Origin of the sequence: Streptomyces yokosukanensis (genome assembly GCF_001514035.1) — a bacterium.
GTDB classification, from domain to species: domain Bacteria; phylum Actinomycetota; class Actinomycetes; order Streptomycetales; family Streptomycetaceae; genus Streptomyces; species Streptomyces yokosukanensis.
Genome location: NZ_KQ948210.1, coordinates 517197 through 536724, shown reverse-complemented (window position 1 = coordinate 536724; position 19528 = coordinate 517197). Strand labels below are relative to the sequence as shown.

At 71.1% G+C, this 19528-nt stretch carries 20 protein-coding genes; 5 read left to right on the top strand and 15 right to left on the bottom strand.

Features of this window, described 5'->3' with window-relative positions:
- Positions 1–172: 172 nt before the first annotated feature.
- A complete protein-coding gene (locus AQI95_RS47320) occupies positions 173–589 on the top strand; it encodes a DUF6153 family protein (RefSeq protein WP_159056524.1) in 417 nt (138 codons plus the stop codon).
- Between the two features lie 95 nt (positions 590–684).
- Positions 685–1293, top strand: coding sequence for a DUF305 domain-containing protein (locus AQI95_RS15165; protein ID WP_067122812.1), 609 nt, complete (start codon positions 685–687; stop codon positions 1291–1293).
- 77 nt (positions 1294–1370) lie between these two features.
- On the opposite strand, the gene AQI95_RS15160 is transcribed toward AQI95_RS15165, so the two are convergent.
- The 9 genes from AQI95_RS15160 to AQI95_RS15120 form a co-directional block, all read right to left on the bottom strand.
- Positions 1371–3821 carry a SpoIIE family protein phosphatase gene (locus AQI95_RS15160; protein WP_067122809.1) on the bottom strand — a complete coding sequence of 817 codons (2451 nt, stop codon included), beginning with the start codon at positions 3819–3821 and terminating at the stop codon, positions 1371–1373.
- Between the two features lie 141 nt (positions 3822–3962).
- Positions 3963–5183, bottom strand: coding sequence for an ornithine--oxo-acid transaminase (gene rocD / locus AQI95_RS15155; protein ID WP_067122806.1), 1221 nt, complete (start codon positions 5181–5183; stop codon positions 3963–3965).
- Positions 5183–5992: a dimethylargininase gene (ddaH, locus tag AQI95_RS15150; protein ID WP_079071261.1), complete on the bottom strand. Its 810-nt coding sequence runs from the start codon at positions 5990–5992 to the stop codon at positions 5183–5185. Before ddaH ends, rocD begins: the two co-directional genes overlap by 1 nt.
- A gap of 153 nt (positions 5993–6145) precedes the next feature.
- Complete coding sequence (locus AQI95_RS15145; protein ID WP_067122800.1) at positions 6146–6631, bottom strand: Lrp/AsnC family transcriptional regulator; 486 nt, start codon at positions 6629–6631, stop codon at positions 6146–6148.
- A gap of 63 nt (positions 6632–6694) precedes the next feature.
- Positions 6695–6874, bottom strand: a complete 180-nt coding sequence (locus AQI95_RS15140) for a hypothetical protein (RefSeq protein ID WP_067122797.1) — start codon at positions 6872–6874, stop codon at positions 6695–6697.
- A gap of 70 nt (positions 6875–6944) precedes the next feature.
- On the bottom strand, positions 6945–7895 hold the full coding sequence (locus AQI95_RS15135) for a cytochrome c oxidase assembly protein (protein WP_067122794.1): 951 nt from the start codon (positions 7893–7895) through the stop codon (positions 6945–6947).
- Between the two features lie 104 nt (positions 7896–7999).
- Positions 8000–9025: a 6-phosphofructokinase gene (locus tag AQI95_RS15130; protein WP_067122791.1), complete on the bottom strand. Its 1026-nt coding sequence runs from the start codon at positions 9023–9025 to the stop codon at positions 8000–8002.
- Positions 9026–9227: 202 nt separating this feature from the next.
- Positions 9228–9956 carry a type 1 glutamine amidotransferase gene (locus AQI95_RS15125; protein ID WP_067122788.1) on the bottom strand — a complete coding sequence of 243 codons (729 nt, stop codon included), beginning with the start codon at positions 9954–9956 and terminating at the stop codon, positions 9228–9230.
- Between the two features lie 21 nt (positions 9957–9977).
- Entirely contained in the window at positions 9978–11216 is a 1239-nt protein-coding gene (locus AQI95_RS15120) for a MurT ligase domain-containing protein (protein ID WP_067122785.1), read from the bottom strand.
- 151 nt (positions 11217–11367) lie between these two features.
- Here AQI95_RS15120 and def point away from each other — a divergent pair, with 151 nt between their 5' ends.
- On the top strand, positions 11368–11916 hold the full coding sequence (gene def / locus AQI95_RS15115) for a peptide deformylase (protein ID WP_067122783.1): 549 nt from the start codon (positions 11368–11370) through the stop codon (positions 11914–11916).
- Between the two features lie 69 nt (positions 11917–11985).
- On the opposite strand, the gene AQI95_RS15110 is transcribed toward def, so the two are convergent.
- A complete protein-coding gene (locus AQI95_RS15110; RefSeq protein ID WP_067122780.1) occupies positions 11986–12630 on the bottom strand; it encodes a TetR/AcrR family transcriptional regulator in 645 nt (214 codons plus the stop codon).
- Between the two features lie 170 nt (positions 12631–12800).
- On the opposite strand from AQI95_RS15110, the gene AQI95_RS15105 reads away from it, so the two are divergent.
- Entirely contained in the window at positions 12801–14030 is a 1230-nt protein-coding gene (locus AQI95_RS15105; RefSeq protein ID WP_067122777.1) for an acyl-CoA dehydrogenase family protein, read from the top strand.
- Positions 14031–14117: 87 nt separating this feature from the next.
- Here AQI95_RS15105 and AQI95_RS15100 read toward each other — a convergent pair whose 3' ends face one another.
- The 3 genes from AQI95_RS15100 to AQI95_RS15090 are packed head-to-tail and all read right to left on the bottom strand — an operon-like array spanning position 14118 to position 16933.
- Positions 14118–14639: a cupin domain-containing protein gene (locus AQI95_RS15100; RefSeq protein ID WP_067122774.1), complete on the bottom strand. Its 522-nt coding sequence runs from the start codon at positions 14637–14639 to the stop codon at positions 14118–14120.
- A gap of 7 nt (positions 14640–14646) precedes the next feature.
- Positions 14647–15861, bottom strand: coding sequence for a cytochrome P450 (locus tag AQI95_RS15095; RefSeq protein WP_067122771.1), 1215 nt, complete (start codon positions 15859–15861; stop codon positions 14647–14649).
- Positions 15862–15868: 7 nt separating this feature from the next.
- On the bottom strand, positions 15869–16933 hold the full coding sequence (locus AQI95_RS15090) for a type III polyketide synthase (protein ID WP_067122768.1): 1065 nt from the start codon (positions 16931–16933) through the stop codon (positions 15869–15871).
- A gap of 184 nt (positions 16934–17117) precedes the next feature.
- Between AQI95_RS15090 and AQI95_RS15085 the strand changes: the two genes are divergently transcribed.
- Positions 17118–17774: a transcriptional regulator gene (locus AQI95_RS15085; RefSeq protein WP_067122765.1), complete on the top strand. Its 657-nt coding sequence runs from the start codon at positions 17118–17120 to the stop codon at positions 17772–17774.
- 93 nt (positions 17775–17867) lie between these two features.
- Here the strand turns inward: AQI95_RS15085 and AQI95_RS15080 are convergent, their stop codons facing one another.
- A complete protein-coding gene (locus AQI95_RS15080) occupies positions 17868–18101 on the bottom strand; it encodes a DUF6213 family protein (protein ID WP_208614177.1) in 234 nt (77 codons plus the stop codon).
- A 25-nt stretch (positions 18102–18126) separates the two neighbouring features.
- Complete coding sequence (locus AQI95_RS15075; protein ID WP_067122762.1) at positions 18127–19512, bottom strand: NADP-dependent succinic semialdehyde dehydrogenase; 1386 nt, start codon at positions 19510–19512, stop codon at positions 18127–18129.
- Positions 19513–19528: the final 16 nt, after the last annotated feature.

Here is a 19528-nt window from a genome sequence, read left to right as displayed (position 1 = left end):
CATGCTCATGCTGTCTTCACCGAACCCCCGGCATCGCGGTGCCATGGCCGACGTCGGCCCGACGGTAGTGCGCACGGGCGGCGACGTCATCATGGCGGCAGCTGCGCCCGTGTCCGGCACCCGGTCGGCGCAGGGGCGAGGCCGGTGCCCCGGCCCTCGTACGATGGCAGGGATGCACAGCACCGGACCGCGCACCCCGAGCAGCCCGCCCCAGCGGCGGCGGCGCGGGCTGCTCGTGCTGGCGCTGCTGCTCGGGCTGTTGGGCATGCACGCGCTGGGGCCCGGCGGGGGCACGACGCACGCGGGGCACAGCCGGCCGGAGCATCACTCCACCCTGTCCACCGTCGCCGCCGCCGGGCAGGACGACTGTGCGGACGCCGACGGCCACTGCGGCGGCGGTCGGCTGCACCACGCCGACCCCACCTGCGCCTCGGGCGCGGTGAACGGCGGCCCGCAGCCGACCGCCCTGGTCCCCGACCCCGTGGCCGTCCCCGGGCCGGACCATCACCCGCGCTCCCGAGCCGCCACCGGCCCGGACGGCGCCCGCGACCCGCCCTCCCTGGCCGAACTCCAACTCCTGCGGATCTAGAGCCCCGACGGCCGCAGCGCCCGCCTCTCGACGGCGGAGCCCGCGGTCGCGCTCAGGCCCACCCGAAATCCCCTGAGAACCACAGCAGTTCCAGCATGACCACCCGTACTCCGATGCGCCGTGCCGCCCTGGCCACGGTCGCCGCGACCGCCGCCCTCGTCCTCGCCGCCTGCGGCGGCGACGGCAGCGGCCACGCCGTGCACGGCGCCTCCGCCGCCCCGAGCGCATCGGGCAGCACCGCGCACAACGCACAGGACGTCGCCTTCGCGCAGGGCATGATCCCGCACCACCAGCAGGCCCTGGAGATGGCGCGACTCGCCGCCGACCGGGCCTCCTCGGCACAGGTGAAGGACCTCGCCACCCGCATCGAGAAGGAGCAGGACCCCGAGATCCGCACCATGACCGGCTGGCTCACGGCCTGGGGCGAGCAGGTGCCCATGGCCGGCATGGACCACTCGGGCCACTCCGGCATGCCCGGGATGATGAGCGACGCCGACATGGCCAAGCTGAAGAAGGCCGAGGGCAAGGACTTCGACACGATGTTCCTGTCCCTGATGGTCGAACACCACCAGGGCGCCGTCGAGATGGCCGGCACGGAGAAGACCAAGGGCGCGTACGGACCCGCCAGGACCCTGGCGGACGCCGTCGTCACCGCGCAGAACGCCGAGATCAAGGAGATGAAGAAGCTCCTCGGCACGGGCTGAGGGGCAAACGAGCCCGTGAGCTGACGCGGAGCGGGCGGGGGCCCGTGCCCTCGGCACCGGCCTTCGCCCCGCGCCGTTCACTCCGGCGGGTCCGTCAGGGACTGCTCGGCCCAGATGACCTTCCCCTTGGGCACGAAACGGGTGCCCCACCGCTGGGTGAACTGGGAGACCAGCAGCAGTCCGCGCCCGCCCTCGTCCATGGCGCGCGGATGGCGCAGATGCGGCGCGGTGGCGCCGCCGTCGGACACCTCGACGATCAGCGCCCGCTCCCTGATCAGCCGGAGCCTGATGGAGCCCTCCGCATGCCGGATGGCGTTGGTGACCAGCTCGCTGACGACCAGTTCGGTGGTGAACACCAGGTCCGCGAGGCCCCACTCGGCCAGCTGCCGCGAGGCGGCCTTGCGGGCGTCGGCGACCAGGGCCGGATCGGCCGGCAGGTCCCAGTCCGCGACCTGCCCCGCGTCGAGCAGCCTGGTCCGGGCCATCAGCAGGGCCACGTCGTCGTGCGGCCGGGCCGGGACCAGGGTGTCGATCACGGACCGGCAGCTCAGGTCGAGCGAGGGGGCGGGCCGCTCCAGGGCGCGGCGCAGCCGGTCGCGGTCCGCCTCGACGGTCCCGTCCGGCCCGTGGACCAGCAGTCCGTCGGTGTGGAGGGCGAGCGTGCTGCCCTCGCCGAGGGCCAGCTCGACCGCCTCGAAGGGCGGACCGCCCGCGCCGAGCGGCGGCCCCTGCGGGAGGTCGACGAAGCTGACGACGCCGTCGGGCAGGACGACGGCGGGCGCGGGATGGCCCGCGGCGGCCATCGTGCACCGGCCGTCGACCGGGTCGTAGACGACGTACACACACCCCGAACCCAGCGCCTGGGCGTCGGCGGCCTGCGGGATCTCGGGGACGCCCTCCTCGGCGGCCATCCGCGCCACCAGGTCGTCGAGGTGCGCGAGGATCTCCTCGGGCGGCAGATCGAGCGCCGCGAGGGTGCGTACGGCGGTGCGCAGCCGCCCCATGGCCGCGGCGGCGTCGATGCCGTGGCCCGGTACCTCGCCCACGACCAGGGCCACCCGTGCCCCGGACAGCGGGATGAGGTCGTACCAGTCGCCGCCGAGGCCGGTCAGCTCGTCGGCCGGACGGTAGCAGGCGGCCACCTCCACCGCGTTCTGCTCGGGCAGCCGGTGCGGCAGCAGGCTGCGCTGCAGGACCAGGGCCGCGTCCCGCTCACGGGTGTAGCGACGGGCGTTGTCCACGCAGACCGCCGCCCGGGACACCAGGTCCTCGGCGAGATTCAGGTCGTCCTCGTCGAAGGGGTCCTGACGGCGGCGCCGGAAGAACGTGGTCACGCCCAGCGTGACGCCCCGCGCGCGGATGGGCACGATCAGCACGCTGTGCAGGCCCAGGTCCACGAAGGTCGCCGCCCGGCCGTCCGGGACGCCCGCGGCCCAGTCCTCGGCCAGCGGGTCGAGTCGCTCCTCGCGCCAGGACCGGCCCGTGCTCAGACAGCGGATCGGAGGCGATCCGGCGAGATAGGTGACGACCTCGCCGATCTCGACGACGGCCTCCGGGATCCCGGGGTTCACCGACTGGTGCCCGGCACGCCGCAGGGGTACGTGATCGGTGTCGCGCAGCGGTTCGGGCTCGGCACCGCGCAGCACGGACTCCAGCAGGTCCACCCCGACGAAGTCGGCGAAGCCGCGCACGGCCACGTCGGCCAGTTCCTGCGCGGTCCGCCGGATGTCCAGGGTGCGCCCGATCTGCTCGCCGGCCCGGTCGAGCAGGGCCAGCCGCTGCCGGGCGCGATGCCGCTCGGTGACGTCGACGACGGTGTAGTACACGCCCATCGGCCGGCCCGCGGCGTCGTCGAGACGGGTGAACGACATCATGTGCGCCGTCTCCCGGTGCGGTGCGGACCGGATCTGGCCCACGTGCTCGTACCCGACCACCGGCCGGCCGGTCTCCAGCACGGCCCGCATCTGCGTCTCGATGTCCGCGGAGTCGATGCCCGGCTGGATCTCCGCCAGCCGTCGCCCCAGCCTCCTGTCCGGGGAGCCGCCGCCGTACCGCTCCAGGGCCTCGTTCGACCAGACGCACCGCAGATCGGTGTCCACGATCGCGATGCCGACGGGGGAGTCGGTCACCATCTGCTCCAGCACCGCACGGCTCATGTCCCAGCCGCGCGCCCCGGAGGTCTCGGAGAGCAGAACCAGCCACCGTGCCGTGCCGTCCGGTTCCCGCGTCGGAGTGATCCGCACCATCAGCCGGACGAGCTGCCCGTCCTTGCGCTGCGCGGTCAGCAGCCCCGCCCAGCCGCCGTTGCTGCGGCACCGCCTCGCCAGCTCGGGCACCCGCGCGGCGTCCGGGGCGGACAGCAGGCCGGCCGCCCCGGTGCCCACCACCTCGGCGGCCGGGTACGCCAGCAGCCGCTGCGCGTCGGGCGTCCAGGCCGTCACCATGCCCCGGGCGTCGAGCAGCAGGGGCGCGGCATCGGCCACGTCGAAACGCTGCCGGGCAACGTCCCGCTCCTCGTGAGTGCCCACGGTCGACCTCTCTGTAGCTGAGAGTGGTCTACCCCCTCTTGGCTGAATCGTCACCCTTCGGACATCGGGTGGCGGTGTACGAACGGGGGGAGCGGCGTGCGCCGCTCCCCCCGATGTCTCAGCCCGGCGGCCGCGCCGAGGTCATGAACCGAGCACCCGCTCCAGCGCGGCCAGCGCGGAGCGCAGTTCCTCCGCCGTGACGGTCAGCGGGGGCGCCAGCCGGATCGTGGACCCGTGGGTGTCCTTCACCAGGACCCCCTCCCGCATCAGCCGCTCGCTGACCTCGCGGCCCGTGCCGATCGCCGGGTCGATGTCGACGCCCGCCCACAGCCCGCGCGCCCGGAACCCGAGCACGCCCCTGCCGACCAGCTCGCCCAGCCCGTCCCGCAGGACCACGCCCAGCTCGGCCGCCCGCTGCTGGAACTCACCGGTCTCCAGCAGCTCGATCACGGCCGTGCCGACCGCCGCGGCCAGCGGGTTGCCGCCGAACGTCGAGCCGTGCTCGCCCGGGTGCAGCACACCCAGCACCTCGCGCCGGGCCACCACCGCCGACACCGGCACGATGCCGCCGCCGAGCGCCTTGCCGAGCAGCAGCATGTCCGGCACGACGTCCTCGTGCTCGACGGCGAGGGTGCGGCCGGTGCGGCCGAGGCCCGACTGGATCTCGTCGGCGATGAACAGACAGCCCTTGCGGCGGGTCAGCTCCCGCACCGCGGTGAGATAGCCGTCGTTCGGGATGATCACGCCGGCCTCGCCCTGGATGGGCTCGATCAGCACGGCCGCCGTGGTCTCGTCGACGGCCTCCTCCAGAGCGGCCAGGTCGTCGTACGGCACGATCCTGAAGCCGGGCGCGAAGGGGCCGAAGCCCGACCGGGCGGTCTCGTCCGTGGAGAAGCTGACGATCGTCGTCGTACGGCCGTGGAAGTTCTCGGCCGCCACCACGATCGTCGCCCGGTCGGCGGGGACGCCCTTCACGTCGTAGGCCCACTTGCGGGCCACCTTGATGCCGCTCTCCACCGCCTCGGCGCCGGTGTTCATCGGCAGCACCATGTCCAGGCCGGTCAGCGCCGCGAGCCGCCCGGCGAACCCGGCGAGCTGGTCGTTGTGGAAGGCGCGGGAGGTCAGGGTGAGCCGGTCGAGCTGGCGGTGCGCGGCCTCGACGAGTGCCGGGTGCCGGTGGCCGAAGTTCAGGGCCGAGTAGCCGGCCAGCATGTCGAGATAGCGACGGCCCTCGACGTCCTCCACCCAGGTGCCCTCGGCTCGGGCGACGACCACGGGGAGCGGGTGGTAGTTGTGCGCGAGGACCGGCTCCTCCGCCTTGATCAGGTCGTCGGACGTGCGCGCGAGCGCGGGTGCGGTCATCAGCGGATCTCCTGGGTGCAGCACTTGATGCCACCGCCGGCCTTGTGGAACTCGGACAGGTCGACGGGGACGGGGATGAAACCGTGGTCGGCGAGGCGTTCGGCGAGCGCCTCGGCCCGGGGGGCGATGAAGACGTTGCGGCCGTCGGACACGGAGTTCAGGCCGAAGGCCATCGCGTCCTCGCGGGTGGCGAGCACCGCGTCCGGGTACAGCCGGCGCAGCACTTCCCGGCTGCCCGCCGAGAACGCCTCCGGGTGGTAGCAGATGTTGTCGTCGTCGAGGACGAACAGCGCCGTGTCGAGGTGGTAGAAGTGCGGATCCACCAGGGTCAGGCCGATCACCGGATGGCCGAGGAACTCCTGGGCCTCGCGGTGCGCCTCCCGGGTGGTGCGGAACCCGGTGCCGGCGAGCACGTACCGGCCCGTCCACACCAGGTCGCCCTCGCCCTCGGTCACCGACTCGGGGCGGTACACGTCGTAGCCGGCCGCCTTGAACCAGGTGTCGTAGTGCACCGACTCCGGGCGTCGCTGCGCCGCGTGGAACAGCGAGCCGAAGACGCGGCCGCCGACCACGAGCGCGGCGTTGGCGGCGAAGACCATGTCGGGCAGGCCGGGGACCGGCTCGACCGACTCGACCGTGTGCCCATGGGCGCGGTAGGCGCGGATCAGCGCCTGCCACTGCTCCTGGGCGAGGTCCACGTCGACGGGCTGGTCGGGCTGCATCCAAGGGTTGATCGCGTACTGCACCGCGAAGTGTCTGGGTTCACAGACGAGAAAGCGCCGGGGGCGCTGCACACGGCTTTCGGACACAGTCGGTTCCCTCCGCTTTGCTGAGTGTCACAAGGGGTGAGCACAACGGTAGAAAGGGAGGAGGACGCCCGACAAGAATGAAAAGCTGCTTAGATGCGCAGGATTGCTGCGTGATTCAGGGGGAAGGCGCAGCAGTCGTGCGCATGGCTCGCGTCATTCGGGCGCCACCTGGGTCGCGCCCGCTTCGGGGCTTTCCGGGAGGAGGTGGGAGAGCACCATGACGCTGATCGTCTTCCGGATGAACGGCTCGGTGCGGATCCGCTCCAGCACCTCCTCGAAGTGCTCCACGTCCCGCGCCCGCACATGCAGCAGCGCGTCCGCGCCGCCGGTCACCGTCATGGCCGCCGTGATCTCCGGATGGTTCTGGACGACCTCCGCCAGCCGCCGGGGCGGGGCCGCGCCCTCGCAGTACACCTCGACGTAGGCCTCCGTGCGCCAGCCGAGCGCCGAGGGCTGCACCGTCGCCGTGAACCCGGTGATCACCCCGGTCTCGCGCAGCCGGTCCACCCTCCGCTTGACCGCCGTCGCGGACAGCCCGACCTCCGCGCCGATCTCGGCGAAGCTGGTCCGGGCGTTCGTCATCAGCGCGGTGATGATCTTGCGGTCGAGATCGTCGAAGGACGTGGTCCTGCTGTTCATGCGGGCACTGTAATCAGCCACGCCCGCCGCGAGGGAACCCGGGACCGGGGGTGACGAGGAAACCTAGGACTGGGTGACCACCATGGCGAGGGTCAGCAGCCCCAGCACGACCCATCCGAACCAGAGCCAGCCGTTGCTGCCGAGCGCGACCGTGTAGGCGGTCACGACGACGAGCCCGCCGACCGTGAGCGCCCCCATCGCCTTGGTGGAGCCATTCGTGGAGCCGTTCGTGGAACCGCGCATCGCGACACCCTCCTCATGGTCCGTCCATGACCATGGTGCCCCGAATCCCTCGCGGAGGGGATGGCTCCGCCTATCCTTCGCGAGTGTTCAGCGAGGCCAGGTAGGCGTTGTACGCCTCCAGTTCCTTGTCGCCGTCCCGGTCGGCGGCCCGGTCCTTGCGCTTGGCCTGCCGCTGTTCCGAGCCGTACCACTGGAACAGCAGCGCGATCAGCACCAGCACGGACGGGATCTCGCTGAACGCCCAGGCGATGCCGCCCGCCGCGTTCTGGTCGGACAGGGCGTCGATGCCGAGCGAGGCCGGCGGATGCTTGAAGGTGTCCACCATCGGTGTCGACGCCATCATCAGCGCGATGCCGAAGAACGCGTGGAACGGCATGCCCGCGAACAGCTCCAGCATCCGCATCAGATACCCCGGCCGGTGCGGGCCCGGGTCGATGCCGATGATGGGCCAGAAGAAGACCACGCCGACCGCGAGGAAGTGCACCATCATCGCGATGTGCCCGGCCCTGGACCCCATCAGGAAGTCGAACAGCGGGGTGAAGTACAGCGCGTACAGGCTCGCGATGAACAGCGGGATCGTGAACGCCGGGTGGGTGATGATCCGCATGTAGCGGCTGTGCAGCAGCATCAGCAGCAGCTCGCGGGGGCCCTTGCGCCCCCGGCCCGCGGTCGGCAGCGCCCGCAGCGCCAGCGTGACCGGCGCGCCCAGCAGGATCAGGATCGGCGACAGCATGCTGATGATCATGTGCTGGACCATGTGCACGCTGAACATGACCATGCCGTAGTCGTTCAGCTTGGTGCACATCACCAGGGCGATGGTCAGCACACCGACGACGTACGACACCGTACGGGACACCGGCCAGGTGTCCCCGCGTCGGCGCAGTCGTACGACACCCCAGCCGTACAGGGCGAGCCCGGCCACGCAGGCGATGAGGAAGAAGGGGTCCGTCGACCACTGGAGCCCCCGTGCCAGCGTGAACGGCGGCAGATCCATCATCATGCCGTGCCCGCTGTGATCCATCCGGCGGCTCCTGATTCGTGGGGGTTGTACGCGTCTGTCCGCCCCCAAGAGTAGAACCGCCCCTGGTCACGACCGTGACCGGGGGCGGGTTGTTCTCAGGTGAACTAAAGGACGCACTCGGCCTCGTCGTACCGCTCCACCGGAACGGTCTTCAGGGTCTCGACCGCCTCGGCGAGCGACACCATCACGATGTCCGTCCCGCGCAGCGCCGTCATCATCCCGAACTCGCCCCGGTGCACGGCCTCCACCGCGTGCCAGCCGAAGCGCGTGGCGAGCACCCGGTCGTACGCCGTCGGCGTGCCGCCCCGCTGCACATGCCCGAGGATCACCGGCCGCGCCTCCTTGCCCAGCCGGTGCTCCAGCTCGACCGACAGCTGGCGGGCGATCCCGGCGAAGCGCTCGTGGCCGTAGATGTCCTTGCCGCCCTCGTCGAAGTCCATGGTGCCGGGCGCGGGCTTGGCGCCCTCCGCCGCGACCACGATCGCGAAGCGCTTGCCGGCCTCGAACCGCTCGCCGACCCTCGCGGTCAACTCCTCGATGTCGAAGGGCCGTTCCGGGACGACGACGGCGTGGGCGCCGGCCGCCATGCCGGAGTGCAGCGCGATCCAGCCGGTGTGCCGGCCCATGACCTCCACGATCAGCACGCGCTGATGCGACTCGGCGGTGGTCTTCAGCCGGTCCAGCGCCTCCGTCGCCACGGTGACGGCCGTGTCGAAGCCGAAGGTGACGTCCGTGACAGCGATGTCGTTGTCGATGGTCTTGGGCACGCCCACGATCGGCAGCCCGCTGTCCGACAGCAGCCGGGCCGCCTTCAGCGTGCCTTCACCGCCGATCGGGATGATCGCGTCCAGACCGAGTTCCGCGACATGGCCCTTGGCCCGCTCCACACCGTCGCGCAGGTGTTCCGGGCGGACCCGGGAGGAGCCGAGGATGGTGCCGCCGCGGGCCAGGATGCCGCCCACGGCGTCCAGGTCGAGCTTGAGGTAGTCGCACTCCAGGAGACCCTTCCAGCCGTCCCGGAAACCGATGACCTCGTCGCCGTGGTCGGCGACGGCACGGTGCACGACGGACCGGATGACCGCGTTCAGACCGGGGCAGTCGCCACCGGAGGTGAGGACACCAATGCGCATAGCCCGAAATACCTTCTCAACGTGGGCCGGGTAACCGGACCACGTTGTCCGGCGGATTCCCGGCCACCCTACCGGCGTGAGGGGGCCGCTCCGTAGCGGGCGTCCGCCTGCTGGACGCGCCCGCACATGTGAGCGGACGGCCCGTCAGGAGGGCTCGCGACGAACCTGCCCCAGCACGCTGGAGTACCGCTGGAACGGTGCTTTACGCGGGCTGCTGGGCAGCGGTGATGCGCTCGTTGCGGAGCGCCTCGTACCAGCGGTCGTCGACCGGCGGCAGCGCGTTGACGTCGAGCGCCAGCTTCAGCAGCAGGTCGGCGATCAGCGGATTGCGGGCGAGGACCGGGCCGTGCATGTACGTGCCGAAGACGGTCCCGTTGTACGCGCCCTCCGTGCCGTCCCCGGTGCCGTTGCCCTTGCCGATCTGCACCCGGGCGAACGGGCGCGCCGTCGGGCCGAGGTGGGTGACGCCCTGGTGGTTCTCGAAGCCGGTCAGCTGGGGCATCCCGAGCGGCGGGTCGATGTCGGCGAGCACGTCACCGACGCACCGCTCGCCCTCGCCGCGCACCGAGACCACGTCCAGCAGGCCGAGACCCGGCTCGCGCTGGCCGAGGTCGTTGATGAACTCGTGGCCGAGGATCTGGTAGCCGGCGCACACGGAGAACACGATCGCGCCGTTCTGCACCGCGCGGGACAGATGGCCGTCCCGGCGCAGCCGCTCGGCCGCGAGCCGCTGCGGACGGTCCTCGCCGCCGCCGATGAGATAGATGTCGCCGGAGGTCGGGATCGGCTGGTCGCTGCGCACGTCGAGCCGGGCCACGTCCAGGCCGCGCTGCCGGGCCCGCCGTTCCACGACGAGGGCGTTGCCCTGGTCGCCGTAGGTGCTCAGCAGGTCCGGGTAGATCCACACCAGCCGCAGTTGGTTGTCGCTCATGAGGTGATCGCCCTTCGAAGATCAGTTGCCGACGCGGCGGCGCAGGTCCTGGAACGCGGTGTAGTTCGCGATGACCTCGATCCGGCCGGGCGGGCACATCTGCACGGCCTGGTCGAGGTTCTCGCAGACCTGGAAGTGCTGGTTCGCGACCTCCAGACGGACGGCGAGGTCCAGCTTGCGGTCGCCGATCACGAAGATCGGGTGGCCGGTCAGCCGGGTGTAGTCGACGTCCCACAGCCAGGAGGTGTCGGTGCCGTCGGCGCCGCGGGCGTTCACGGAGAGGATCACCGGAGCGGGCGGCGGGTCGATCAGGGAGAAGGTCTCCAGCCAGCCGGCCGGGTTCTTGGCCAGCAGCAGCCGCAGATCGCGGTTCTGGAACTGCACGACGTCGTACCGGCCGGCCACCGCCTGCACCTGGTACATCCGTTCCAGGGCGACCTGCGGCGGCACCCCGAAGACGGCGGCGACGGCGGCGGAGGAGGCGGCGTTCGCCTTGTTGGCGCGGCCCGGCAGCTGGAGGTGGATCGGCCAGGCGGACCCGTGCGGGTCGAGCACATGGTCCCCGGACAGCGCCCAGGTCGGCTGCGGCCGCCGGAACCCGCACTCACCGCAGAACCAGTCGTCCCCGGGCCGCTGCATCACGCCACCGCAGGACGGGCAGGACCAGGCGTCGTCCTTCCACATCTGCCCGGCTGCGACCCAGATCACATTCGGGGAGGAGGAGGCGGCCCACACCACCAGCGGGTCGTCGCAGTTGGCGACGATGAAGGCCTTGGAGCCGGAGAGGCCCTCGCGCCAGTTCTCGGCGAGCATCCGGGTCTCGGCGGCGCGGTCGAGCTGGTCGCGGGAGAGGTTGAGCAGGGCGATGCACTTCGGGGCGGTGTCCCGGGCCACACCGGCCAGGTACTTCTCGTCGACCTCGATGACGCCGAACTTCGCGTCCGAGCCGCCCGCGAGCGCTGAGGTGATACCCGCCGGCATGTTGGCGCCGAGCGCGTTCGACACGACCGGGCCGGCGGCGCGCAGCGCCTCGGCGATCAGCCGGGTGGTCGTCGTCTTGCCGTTGGTCGCGGACACCAGGACGACGTCCAGGTTCTGCGCGAGCCGGGCGAGCAGGTCGGGGTCGAGTCTCAGCGCGACCCGGCCACCGATCACCGACCCGCTGCCGCGCCCCGCGGCGCGCGATGCCGCAGCGACCGCCTTGCCGGCGGTCACGGCCAGCTTGGCCCGCGGCGTGAGCGGGTCCGAGTTGCCTGCCATCAGTTCTCGATCCTCCTTGCGTACGCGCCGCGCCCTGGGCCATCCGGCAACGTGGTGTGGACCTCAGCCTATCGAGATCCGTTCGCACACCCGAATCCCGGCCCATGGAAGCGCGGCGGGCATGAGCTGAAGAAACCGTACCCTTGCCGCTATGCGACACGGCACGATCCCGGGCGCCCGCGGGCGCGTCCGGCCACTTTCCCTGCTCGGAGACGGCGTCCTGCACGAGCCCTGCCGGGAGGTCACCGACTTCGGGGCCGAATTGGCCGACCTCGTGGAGGACTTGTTCGCCACCATGTACGCGGCACAGGGGGTGGGACTGGCGGCGAATCAGATCGGGGTCCCGCTGCGCGTCTTCGTCTACGACTGTCCGGATGACGACGATGTGCGTCATCTCGGCCATGTGGTGAACCCCCGTCTCGTCCAGGCGGACGGCGTGGTGGTCCGGGGCCCGGAGGGCTGCCTGTCCCTGCCGGGCCTGGAGGCGGGGACCGAGCGCCACGACCACGCGGTGGTCGAGGGGCGCACGGTGACGGGGGAGCCGGTCACCGTGCACGGCACGGGGTTCTTCGCCAGGTGTCTGCAGCACGAGTGCGACCACCTGGAGGGCCGGGTGTACGCGGATCACCTCACGGGGTGGCGCAAGCGCAGACTGGACCGGCAGATCTCCCGGGCTTCGTGGCGAAGGGGCGCTGTCTAGGGGGCGCTGTCCAGGGTCGCGGGGAACCGTGCGCCCGGTCCCCGTGCACCCGCACCCGGGAGAGGGCCGTCAGAAACCCGGACCCCCCATCCTGTCCCCGGCGGCCGCGAGGCGGCCCCAGAGCAGATCGGCGAGGGAGCGCACCAACTCGGCCCGGGAGCAAGGGCGCTCGCCCAGCCACCAGTCACCGGCCGCGTGCATCATCCCGACGATCCCGTGCCCCCACACCCGCGCGAGCTGCTGGCTCCCCGGCCCGAGGTCCACTCGCTCCTCGATGACCTGGGCCAGCTCCTCGCCCATCCTGCGCAGCAGGGGCGCGCTGTGCTTGCCGACGTCGAACCCCTGGTCGCCGCCCTGGCCCCCCTCCGCCGGATGCATCAGGAACCGGTACACCTGAGGACGCGCCTCGATCGCGGCGAGATACGTGTCCAGGGTCGACTCCACCCGCTCCCGCCGCTCCGCGGGCGCGTCCAGCGCAGCCCGCAGCGAAGCGAGCAGCGCGTCGGTGTGCCGCTTGGCGAGGGCGGCGTAGAGTCCGCCCTTGTCGCCGAAGTGGCGGTACAGGATGGGCTTGGTGATCCCGGCCTCCGCCGCGATCGCGTTCATCGACGCCTGCGGGCCGTCGCGCAGCACCACCCGGTCGGCGGCCTCCAGCAGCTCGCGCCGTCGGCGGTCGGCGGATCGCTGCTGATCGGTCCGCTGCGTGGTGTCCATGTGCTCTCCCCACCCGTGCTGATTCGGTGACGCCTGCGCAAACTAGCACTGACTGCGCCTCTGACATCGAACGGGATGCCGAGGCGTCATCGGCGGTTGACTTTTCCTACCCGTCGGTAACAGACTCTTGTTACCGCTAGTAACACCGTACCGCCGCCGCTGGAGGGGACATGGCCGAGTTCACCATGGAGCTGAACGACGAACAGAGGGAGGTCCGGGACTGGCTCCATGGCTTCGCCGCGGACGTGATCCGCCCCGCGGCCGCCGAGTGGGACGAGCGCGAGGAGACTCCCTGGCCGGTCATCCAGGAGGCCGCGAAGGTCGGCATCTACTCCCTCGACTTCTACGCGCAGCAGTACTTCGACGCCACTGGTCTCGGCATCCCGATGGCCATGGAGGAGCTGTTCTGGGGCGACGCGGGCATCGCCCTGTCCATCGTGGGCACCGGCCTGGCCGCCGTGGGCGTTCTCGCCAACGGCACCGAGGAGCAGATCGGCACCTGGATCCCGCAGATGTACGGCGACCCGACCGACGTCAAGGTCGCCGCGTTCTGCTCCTCCGAGCCCGACGCCGGCTCCGACGTCGCCTCCCTGCGCACCCGTGCCGTGTACGACGAGGCGAAGGACGAGTGGGTGATCAACGGCACGAAGACCTGGGCGACCAACGGCGGCATCGCCAACGTCCATGTCGTCGTCGCCAGCGTCGACCCGGAGCTTGGCTCCAAGGGCCACGCGTCCTTCATCGTCCCGCCGGGCACGCCGGGCCTCTCCCAGGGCCAGAAGTTCAAGAAGCACGGCATCCGCGCCTCGCACACCGCCGAGGTCGTCCTCGACCACGTCCGTGTCCCCGGCTCCTGCCTCCTCGGCGGCAAGGAGAAGCTGGACGAGCGGCTGGCCCGGGCCCGGGAGAAGGCCAAGGCCGCCGGTGGGGAGCGTGTGAAGAACGCGGCGATGGCCACCTTCGAGGCTTCGCGGCCGGCCGTCGGTGCCATGGCCGTCGGCACCGCCCGGGCCGCCTACGAGGTTGCCCTCGACTACGCCAGGACCCGGGAGCAGTTCGGGCGTGCGATCATCGACAACCAGGGCGTCGCCTTCCAGCTCGCGGACATGCGGACGCAGATCGACGCGGCCCGGCTGCTGGTGTGGCGGGCGTCCTGGATGGCGGTCAACGGCAAGCCGTTCACCGCCGCCGAGGGATCGATGTCCAAGCTCTTCGCCAGTGAGACCGCGAAGAAGGTGACGGCGCAGGCCATTCAGATCCTGGGCGGCAACGGGTACACGCGTGAGTACCCGGTCGAGCGGATGCACCGGGACAGCGCCATCTACACGATCTTCGAGGGGACGAGCGAGATCCAGCGGCTGGTCATCGCCCGGACGCTGGCCGGGATGCCGATCCGGTAGTGCCGCGGGGGTCGCTGCGCGATCCGGTCACACACCGACGTGTGTGGCCGGTCGCGCAGTTCCCCGCGCCCCTTCAGGCCGGCGCGCTCACCGGTGCCTCAACGGTGTCAGTTGTTCGATGTCGTACTTCGCCCTCAGGGCTTCGATGGCCTGCTGGTCCGGCGGGCCCCCGTTGCCCAGGATCTCCAGCAGCTCGTCGAAGTAGCGCTCGTGGTCGGGTGGGGGAGCGGCCTGGAAGAACATCTTCGCCGGTGTGCCCGTCGGGTTGGCGAAGGCGTGCGGGCACCCCGGCGGTACGACGATGACCGTGCCCGCGGTCGCCCGCACCACCCTGTTGCCCGAACTCGACTCCCATTTCTGCCAGTTGTCGGGGGTGCGGATGCGTGGCTCGAAGGCGAGGACGTCCAGTTCACCCTCCAGGACGTAGAACAACTCCTCGCTGCGGGAGTGCACATGGGCGCCCACGTCGAAGCCCGGCGGGACCTCCACCTCGAAGGTGGAGGCCATCCGTGAATGCATGCCGGTCACCTTGAACGTCACCCGCTGGGCCGGTGTCTCCACGACACGGCCGTGGCCCGGCGGCACGTACAGTCCCTCGGTCCATGTCATGGGCCGCTCACCAGGTCACCGGCAGGGCCTCGGGACCCCGGATCAGCGCGCCCTTCTTGAAGGGCACCTTCTCCGGCGGTACGGCCAGGCGCAGGCCCGGCACGCGGTCCAGCAGGGCGTCCACCATGAGTTCCTCCTCCAGCCGGGCCAGCATGTTGCCGGGGCAGAAGTGCGGGCCGAAACCGAAGGACACATGGGGGTTCGGGCTGCGGGAGAAGTCGATGGTCTCCGGGTCGGGGAAGACCTCCGGGTCGCGGTTGGCGGCCAGGTAGGAGTTGTACACCGCGTCTCCCGCGCGGATCCGCACGCCCCGGATCTCCACGTCCTCCAGGGCGATCCGGGACAGGCCGACCGCGCTGCGGTGCGGGATGTAGCGCAGGAGTTCGTCGATCGCCCTCGGGCGGATCTCCGGCTCCGCGCGCAGACGCTCCACCAGGTCGGGGCGGGTCAGCAGCAGATAGACCATCTGCCCGCTGTTGTTGGTGACCGCCTCGCCGCCGATCTGGAGGAGACCGGCCAGTCCGACGGCCTCCTCCAGGGTGACCTCGCCCCGGCCCACCGCGGCGCCGAGCAGGGAGGTGACGTCCTCGGCCGTGCTGTTCTCGCGCAGCCCGATCAGATCCGAGAAGTAGGCGGCCATCTCCCGCTTGGCCTTCTCGCTGACCTCCTTGCCGTTCGAGGAGGACAGGATGAGCTGGGTCCAGGTGTGCATGATGTGCCGGTCGGCGGCCGGGACGCCCATCATCTCGCAGATCACCGCGATCGGGAACGGGCTGAGGATCGTGGCCGTGAGATCGGCGGGCGGGCCGTCCTGGAGGAGTTCGTCGACCAGTTCGTCCAGCATGGCGCGCGCCTTCTCGCGCACCCGCTCCACACCCTTCGCGGTGAACGCGGTGGCCACCGAGCGGCGCAGCCGGGTGTGGTCGGGCGGGTCGAGGAAGCCGACCGCGCCCGGGTCCGGGATGAAGTGCGGGGCCAGCCGGGTGACCGGCTTCTTCATCACCTCCTCACGGCTGAAGCGGGGGTCGTTGGTGACCATGCGCACGTCGTCCATCCGGGTCACCAGCCATGCCCAGCCCTCGCCGTTGGGCAGCTGGATGCGGGTGACCGGTCCCTCGCGCATCAGCTCTGTGAGCACCGGGTCGAAGTCCGTCCCGGTCAGGTCGAGCGCCGGCCAGTGTCGGATAGGGGGCAGGGTCTCGGTGAGCGTCTCTTCCGTCATGCCGTATTCATGCCGTTTCTCGGTCAGAGCTGCGCCAGCGGCCCAGCGCCATTTCCGCGGTGATGCCGGGTCCGAACCCGGCGAGGAGCCCGCGCGCCCGGTGCTCGGCGCCGCCCTCGTCGAAGAGCCGGCGCAGCGCGTCCAGCACGACGCCGGAGGCGATGTTGCCGTACTCCGTGAGGGTGGCCCGGCTGAACCGGAACGCGTGCGGGTCGACCTGGAGGAACTTGCTGAGGTCGTCGAGGATGCGGGGTCCGCCGGCGTGGACGATGTAGAAGTCCAGGTCGGACGCGTCCCAGCCGTGCGTGCCCGCGAGATCCTGCAGCGCCGGGGCCAGCGGCTCCATGGTGGCCGGCACCCGCTTGTCGAGCAGGAAGTGGAACCCTGTCGCCCGGACGTCGTACATGATCCACTCTTCGGTCTTCGGGATCAGGTACGAGCCGTTGCGCTCCAGCTCGATGCCGGTGCCGCCCTTGCCGCGGACCACGGCGGCGGCTATGCCGTCACCGAACAGGCCGTTGGAGAGCAGCGAGCCGACGCCCAGGTCGGTGGGCTGGTAGCACAGCGAGCAGAACTCGCAGGCCACGATCAGTGCGTTCGCCTCGGGGTAGGCCGTGCAGAAGTCGTGCGCGCGGTTGATCGCCGCGCCGCCGGCCGCACAGCCCAGCTGGGCTATGGGGAACTGTCGGGTCGTGGGATCGAAGTCCATCTCGTTGATCAGCCACGCCGTGAGCGAGGGCATCATGAAGCCCGTGCACGAGACGTAGATGATCACGTCGATGTCGGTGGTCAGGAGTTCCGCGTCGTCGAGCGCCCGCTGTATCACCGCGGGGACCCGGGCCTTGGCCTCGGCCTCGTAGAGCTTGTTGCGGTCTTCGAAGCCGGGGTGTTTGAGGGTCTCCTCGATGGGCTGCACGATGTGCCGGGTCTTGACGCCCGTGTTCTCGATCAGCCGCAGGGCGAGCGGCAGTTGCGGGTGATCCGCGTGGCGGGAGCGCGCCAGTTCCAGCGTCTCCTCCATCGTGATCACGTGCTCCGGAACCGACACCGATGGTCTGCACAAAGTCGCCATGAACCGTGCCTGCTTTCAGCCTTCCGGAAGGCTTTTGCCCACCGGTCAGAAGGTCGTTCACCGTGGGAGGTGGTTCACCCACGATCACTCGGACCGGCGACGTTCTCTCGCCGAACTACTCCAGATCGGGGACACCGTGTCAGCCTCGAATGCGAAGCCGCACGTCCGCGCGAGGGAGAACACCATGACGGCAACGGCCGGTGACCTGCTGCAGAGGACCACCGGGGCGCTCGCCCCGGACCCGACGGCCAACCCGGTCGTCCCGCTGGTGGAACGGGGTGAGGCACCCACGCGGACGCTCGCGACGCTCGCCCTGGAACAGCAATGGGTGATCCCGGCCGACCGCCGCTCCTTCGAGCATCTGGCCCAGCGCGCCGACCCCGCCTCCGCGGCCTTCTTCACCTCGCTCGCGACCGGCGAGGAACTGGCGTCGGCACACCTGGAGGCCTTCGCACGGGCCTGCGGCGTGAGGGAGGACCACTCCCGCGCCTACGTCCCCCTGGCCGGCTGCCAGGCCTACCCCGCCTACGTCTCCTGGCTGGCCCTCAACGCCTCCCCGGCGGACGTCGTGCTCGCCCTCACGGCGAACTTCTCCGCCTGGGGCGGCTACTGCGCCCGCATCGCGACAGGCCTGCGCACGCACTACGGCTTCGGGGACGACGCCTGCGCCTTCTTCGACTTCTTCGCCGCGCCGGCCCCGGAACTCGAGCGGCAGGCGACGGAGGCGGTGCAGGCGGGCCTCGACGACGGCAGCTTGGACACGGCGGGCGCGCACACCTACGGCGTCCTGCTCCAGACGTACGAGAGCATGTTCTGGCAAACGGTGTGGCAGCCCGCCTGAGGGCCGCGGGACGGCATCGGTGTGCGGCTGCGCCGCGCGGACGCGATCACCCCCGGCGCACCCGTACCCGCACCCGAAACGCGGCCGGAACCGCTACGGCGCCCCGCTGCTGTGCGCGATGCACGCCACGTCGATACGATCCGCCAGCTTGGCCAGCTCGATCGTCAAAGCCGCCACCGTGTCCTCGTCCAGCCCCTGCTCCCCGGCCTCGACAAGCCGCAGCCACCGAGCCCCGACGGTCCGCAGCAACCTACTCACATCGGCCGCGGCCACCTGCAAGGTCCCACGGTCGTCCACGATCAGAGGCAGAGTCACTTCGCCGTTCACAAACCGGATGCTAGCCGCGCAGCGCTCACGCACCCTGCCAAACCGTGGTGATGTTGCAGAACTCGCGGATTCCGTGCCCGGACAGCTCACGCCCGTACCCGGACCGCTTGACCCCGCCGAACGGGAACGCCGGATGGGAGGCCGTCATCCCGTTGACGTACACGGATCCGGCTTCCAGATCGCGGGTGCACCGTTCCACCTCCCCGTCGTCCCGCGTCCACACGTTGGAACTGAGGCCGAACGGCGAGTCGTTGGCGATCAGGACGGCCTCGTCCAGGTCGCCGGCCCGGTACAACGTGGCCACCGGGCCGAAGGCCTCCTCCCGGTGCACGCGCATCTCCCGGGTGATCCCGGCGAGCACGGTCGGCGGGTAGTACCAGCCCGGCCCGTCCGGCCGCGCGCCGCCGCACAGCACCTCGGCGCCGCTGCGCTTCGCGTCGTCGACCAGTTCCTCCAGGTCGGCGCGCCCCTGCTCGGTGGAGAGGGGCCCGACGTCGGTGTCCTCCTCCAGCGGGTCGCCGACCGTCAGCGCCTTCATCCCGGCGACGAACTTCTCGGCGAAGGCGTCGTAGACGTCGCGGTGCACGATGAAGCGCTTCGCCGCGATGCAGGACTGCCCGTTGTTCTGCACGCGTGCGGTGACCGCCACCCGCGCCGCCCGATCCAGGTCGGCGGACGGCATGACGAGGTACGGGTCGCTGCCGCCGAGCTCCAGCACCGTCTTCTTGATCATCTCCCCGGCGGTGGCGGCGACCGCCCGGCCCGCCGGCTCACTGCCCGTCAGCGTCGCCGCCCTCACCCGTTCGTCGCGCAGGATCTCGTCCACCGCGCCCGAGCCGATCAGCAGCGTCTGGAAACAGCCCTCCTTGAAGCCCGCGCGGTGGAACAGGTCCTCCAGATACAGGGCCGTCTGGGGGACGTTGGAGGAGTGTTTGAGCAGGCCCACGTTGCCGGCCATGAGCGCGGGCGCGGCGAAGCGGACGACCTGCCACAGGGGGAAGTTCCAGGGCATCACCGCGAGCACCGGACCGAGCGGCCGGTAGCGCACCCGTACCCGGGACGCCCCGGAGTCCGCCACGTCCGCCTCGGCGGGCTCGTCGTCCGCCAGCAGCTCCTCGGCGCGAGCGGCGTACCAGCGCATCGCCTTGGCGCACTTCGCGGCCTCCGCACGCGCCTGCTTGACCGGTTTGCCCATCTCCAGGGTCATGGTCCGGGCGATCTCCGGCTGGTCCTCGTCCAGCAGATCGGCGGCCTTGCCCATCAGGCGGGCCCGCTCGGCGAACGCGGTGGTCCGGTACGTGCGGAACGTGGCCTCGGCGAGCTGGAGCCGGCGTTCCAGCTCCTCCTCGCCCATGGGCTCGTACGTCTTGAGCGTCTCGCCGTTCGCCGGGTTCACCGTCGCGATGGGCATGGCTGACCTCCCTGGG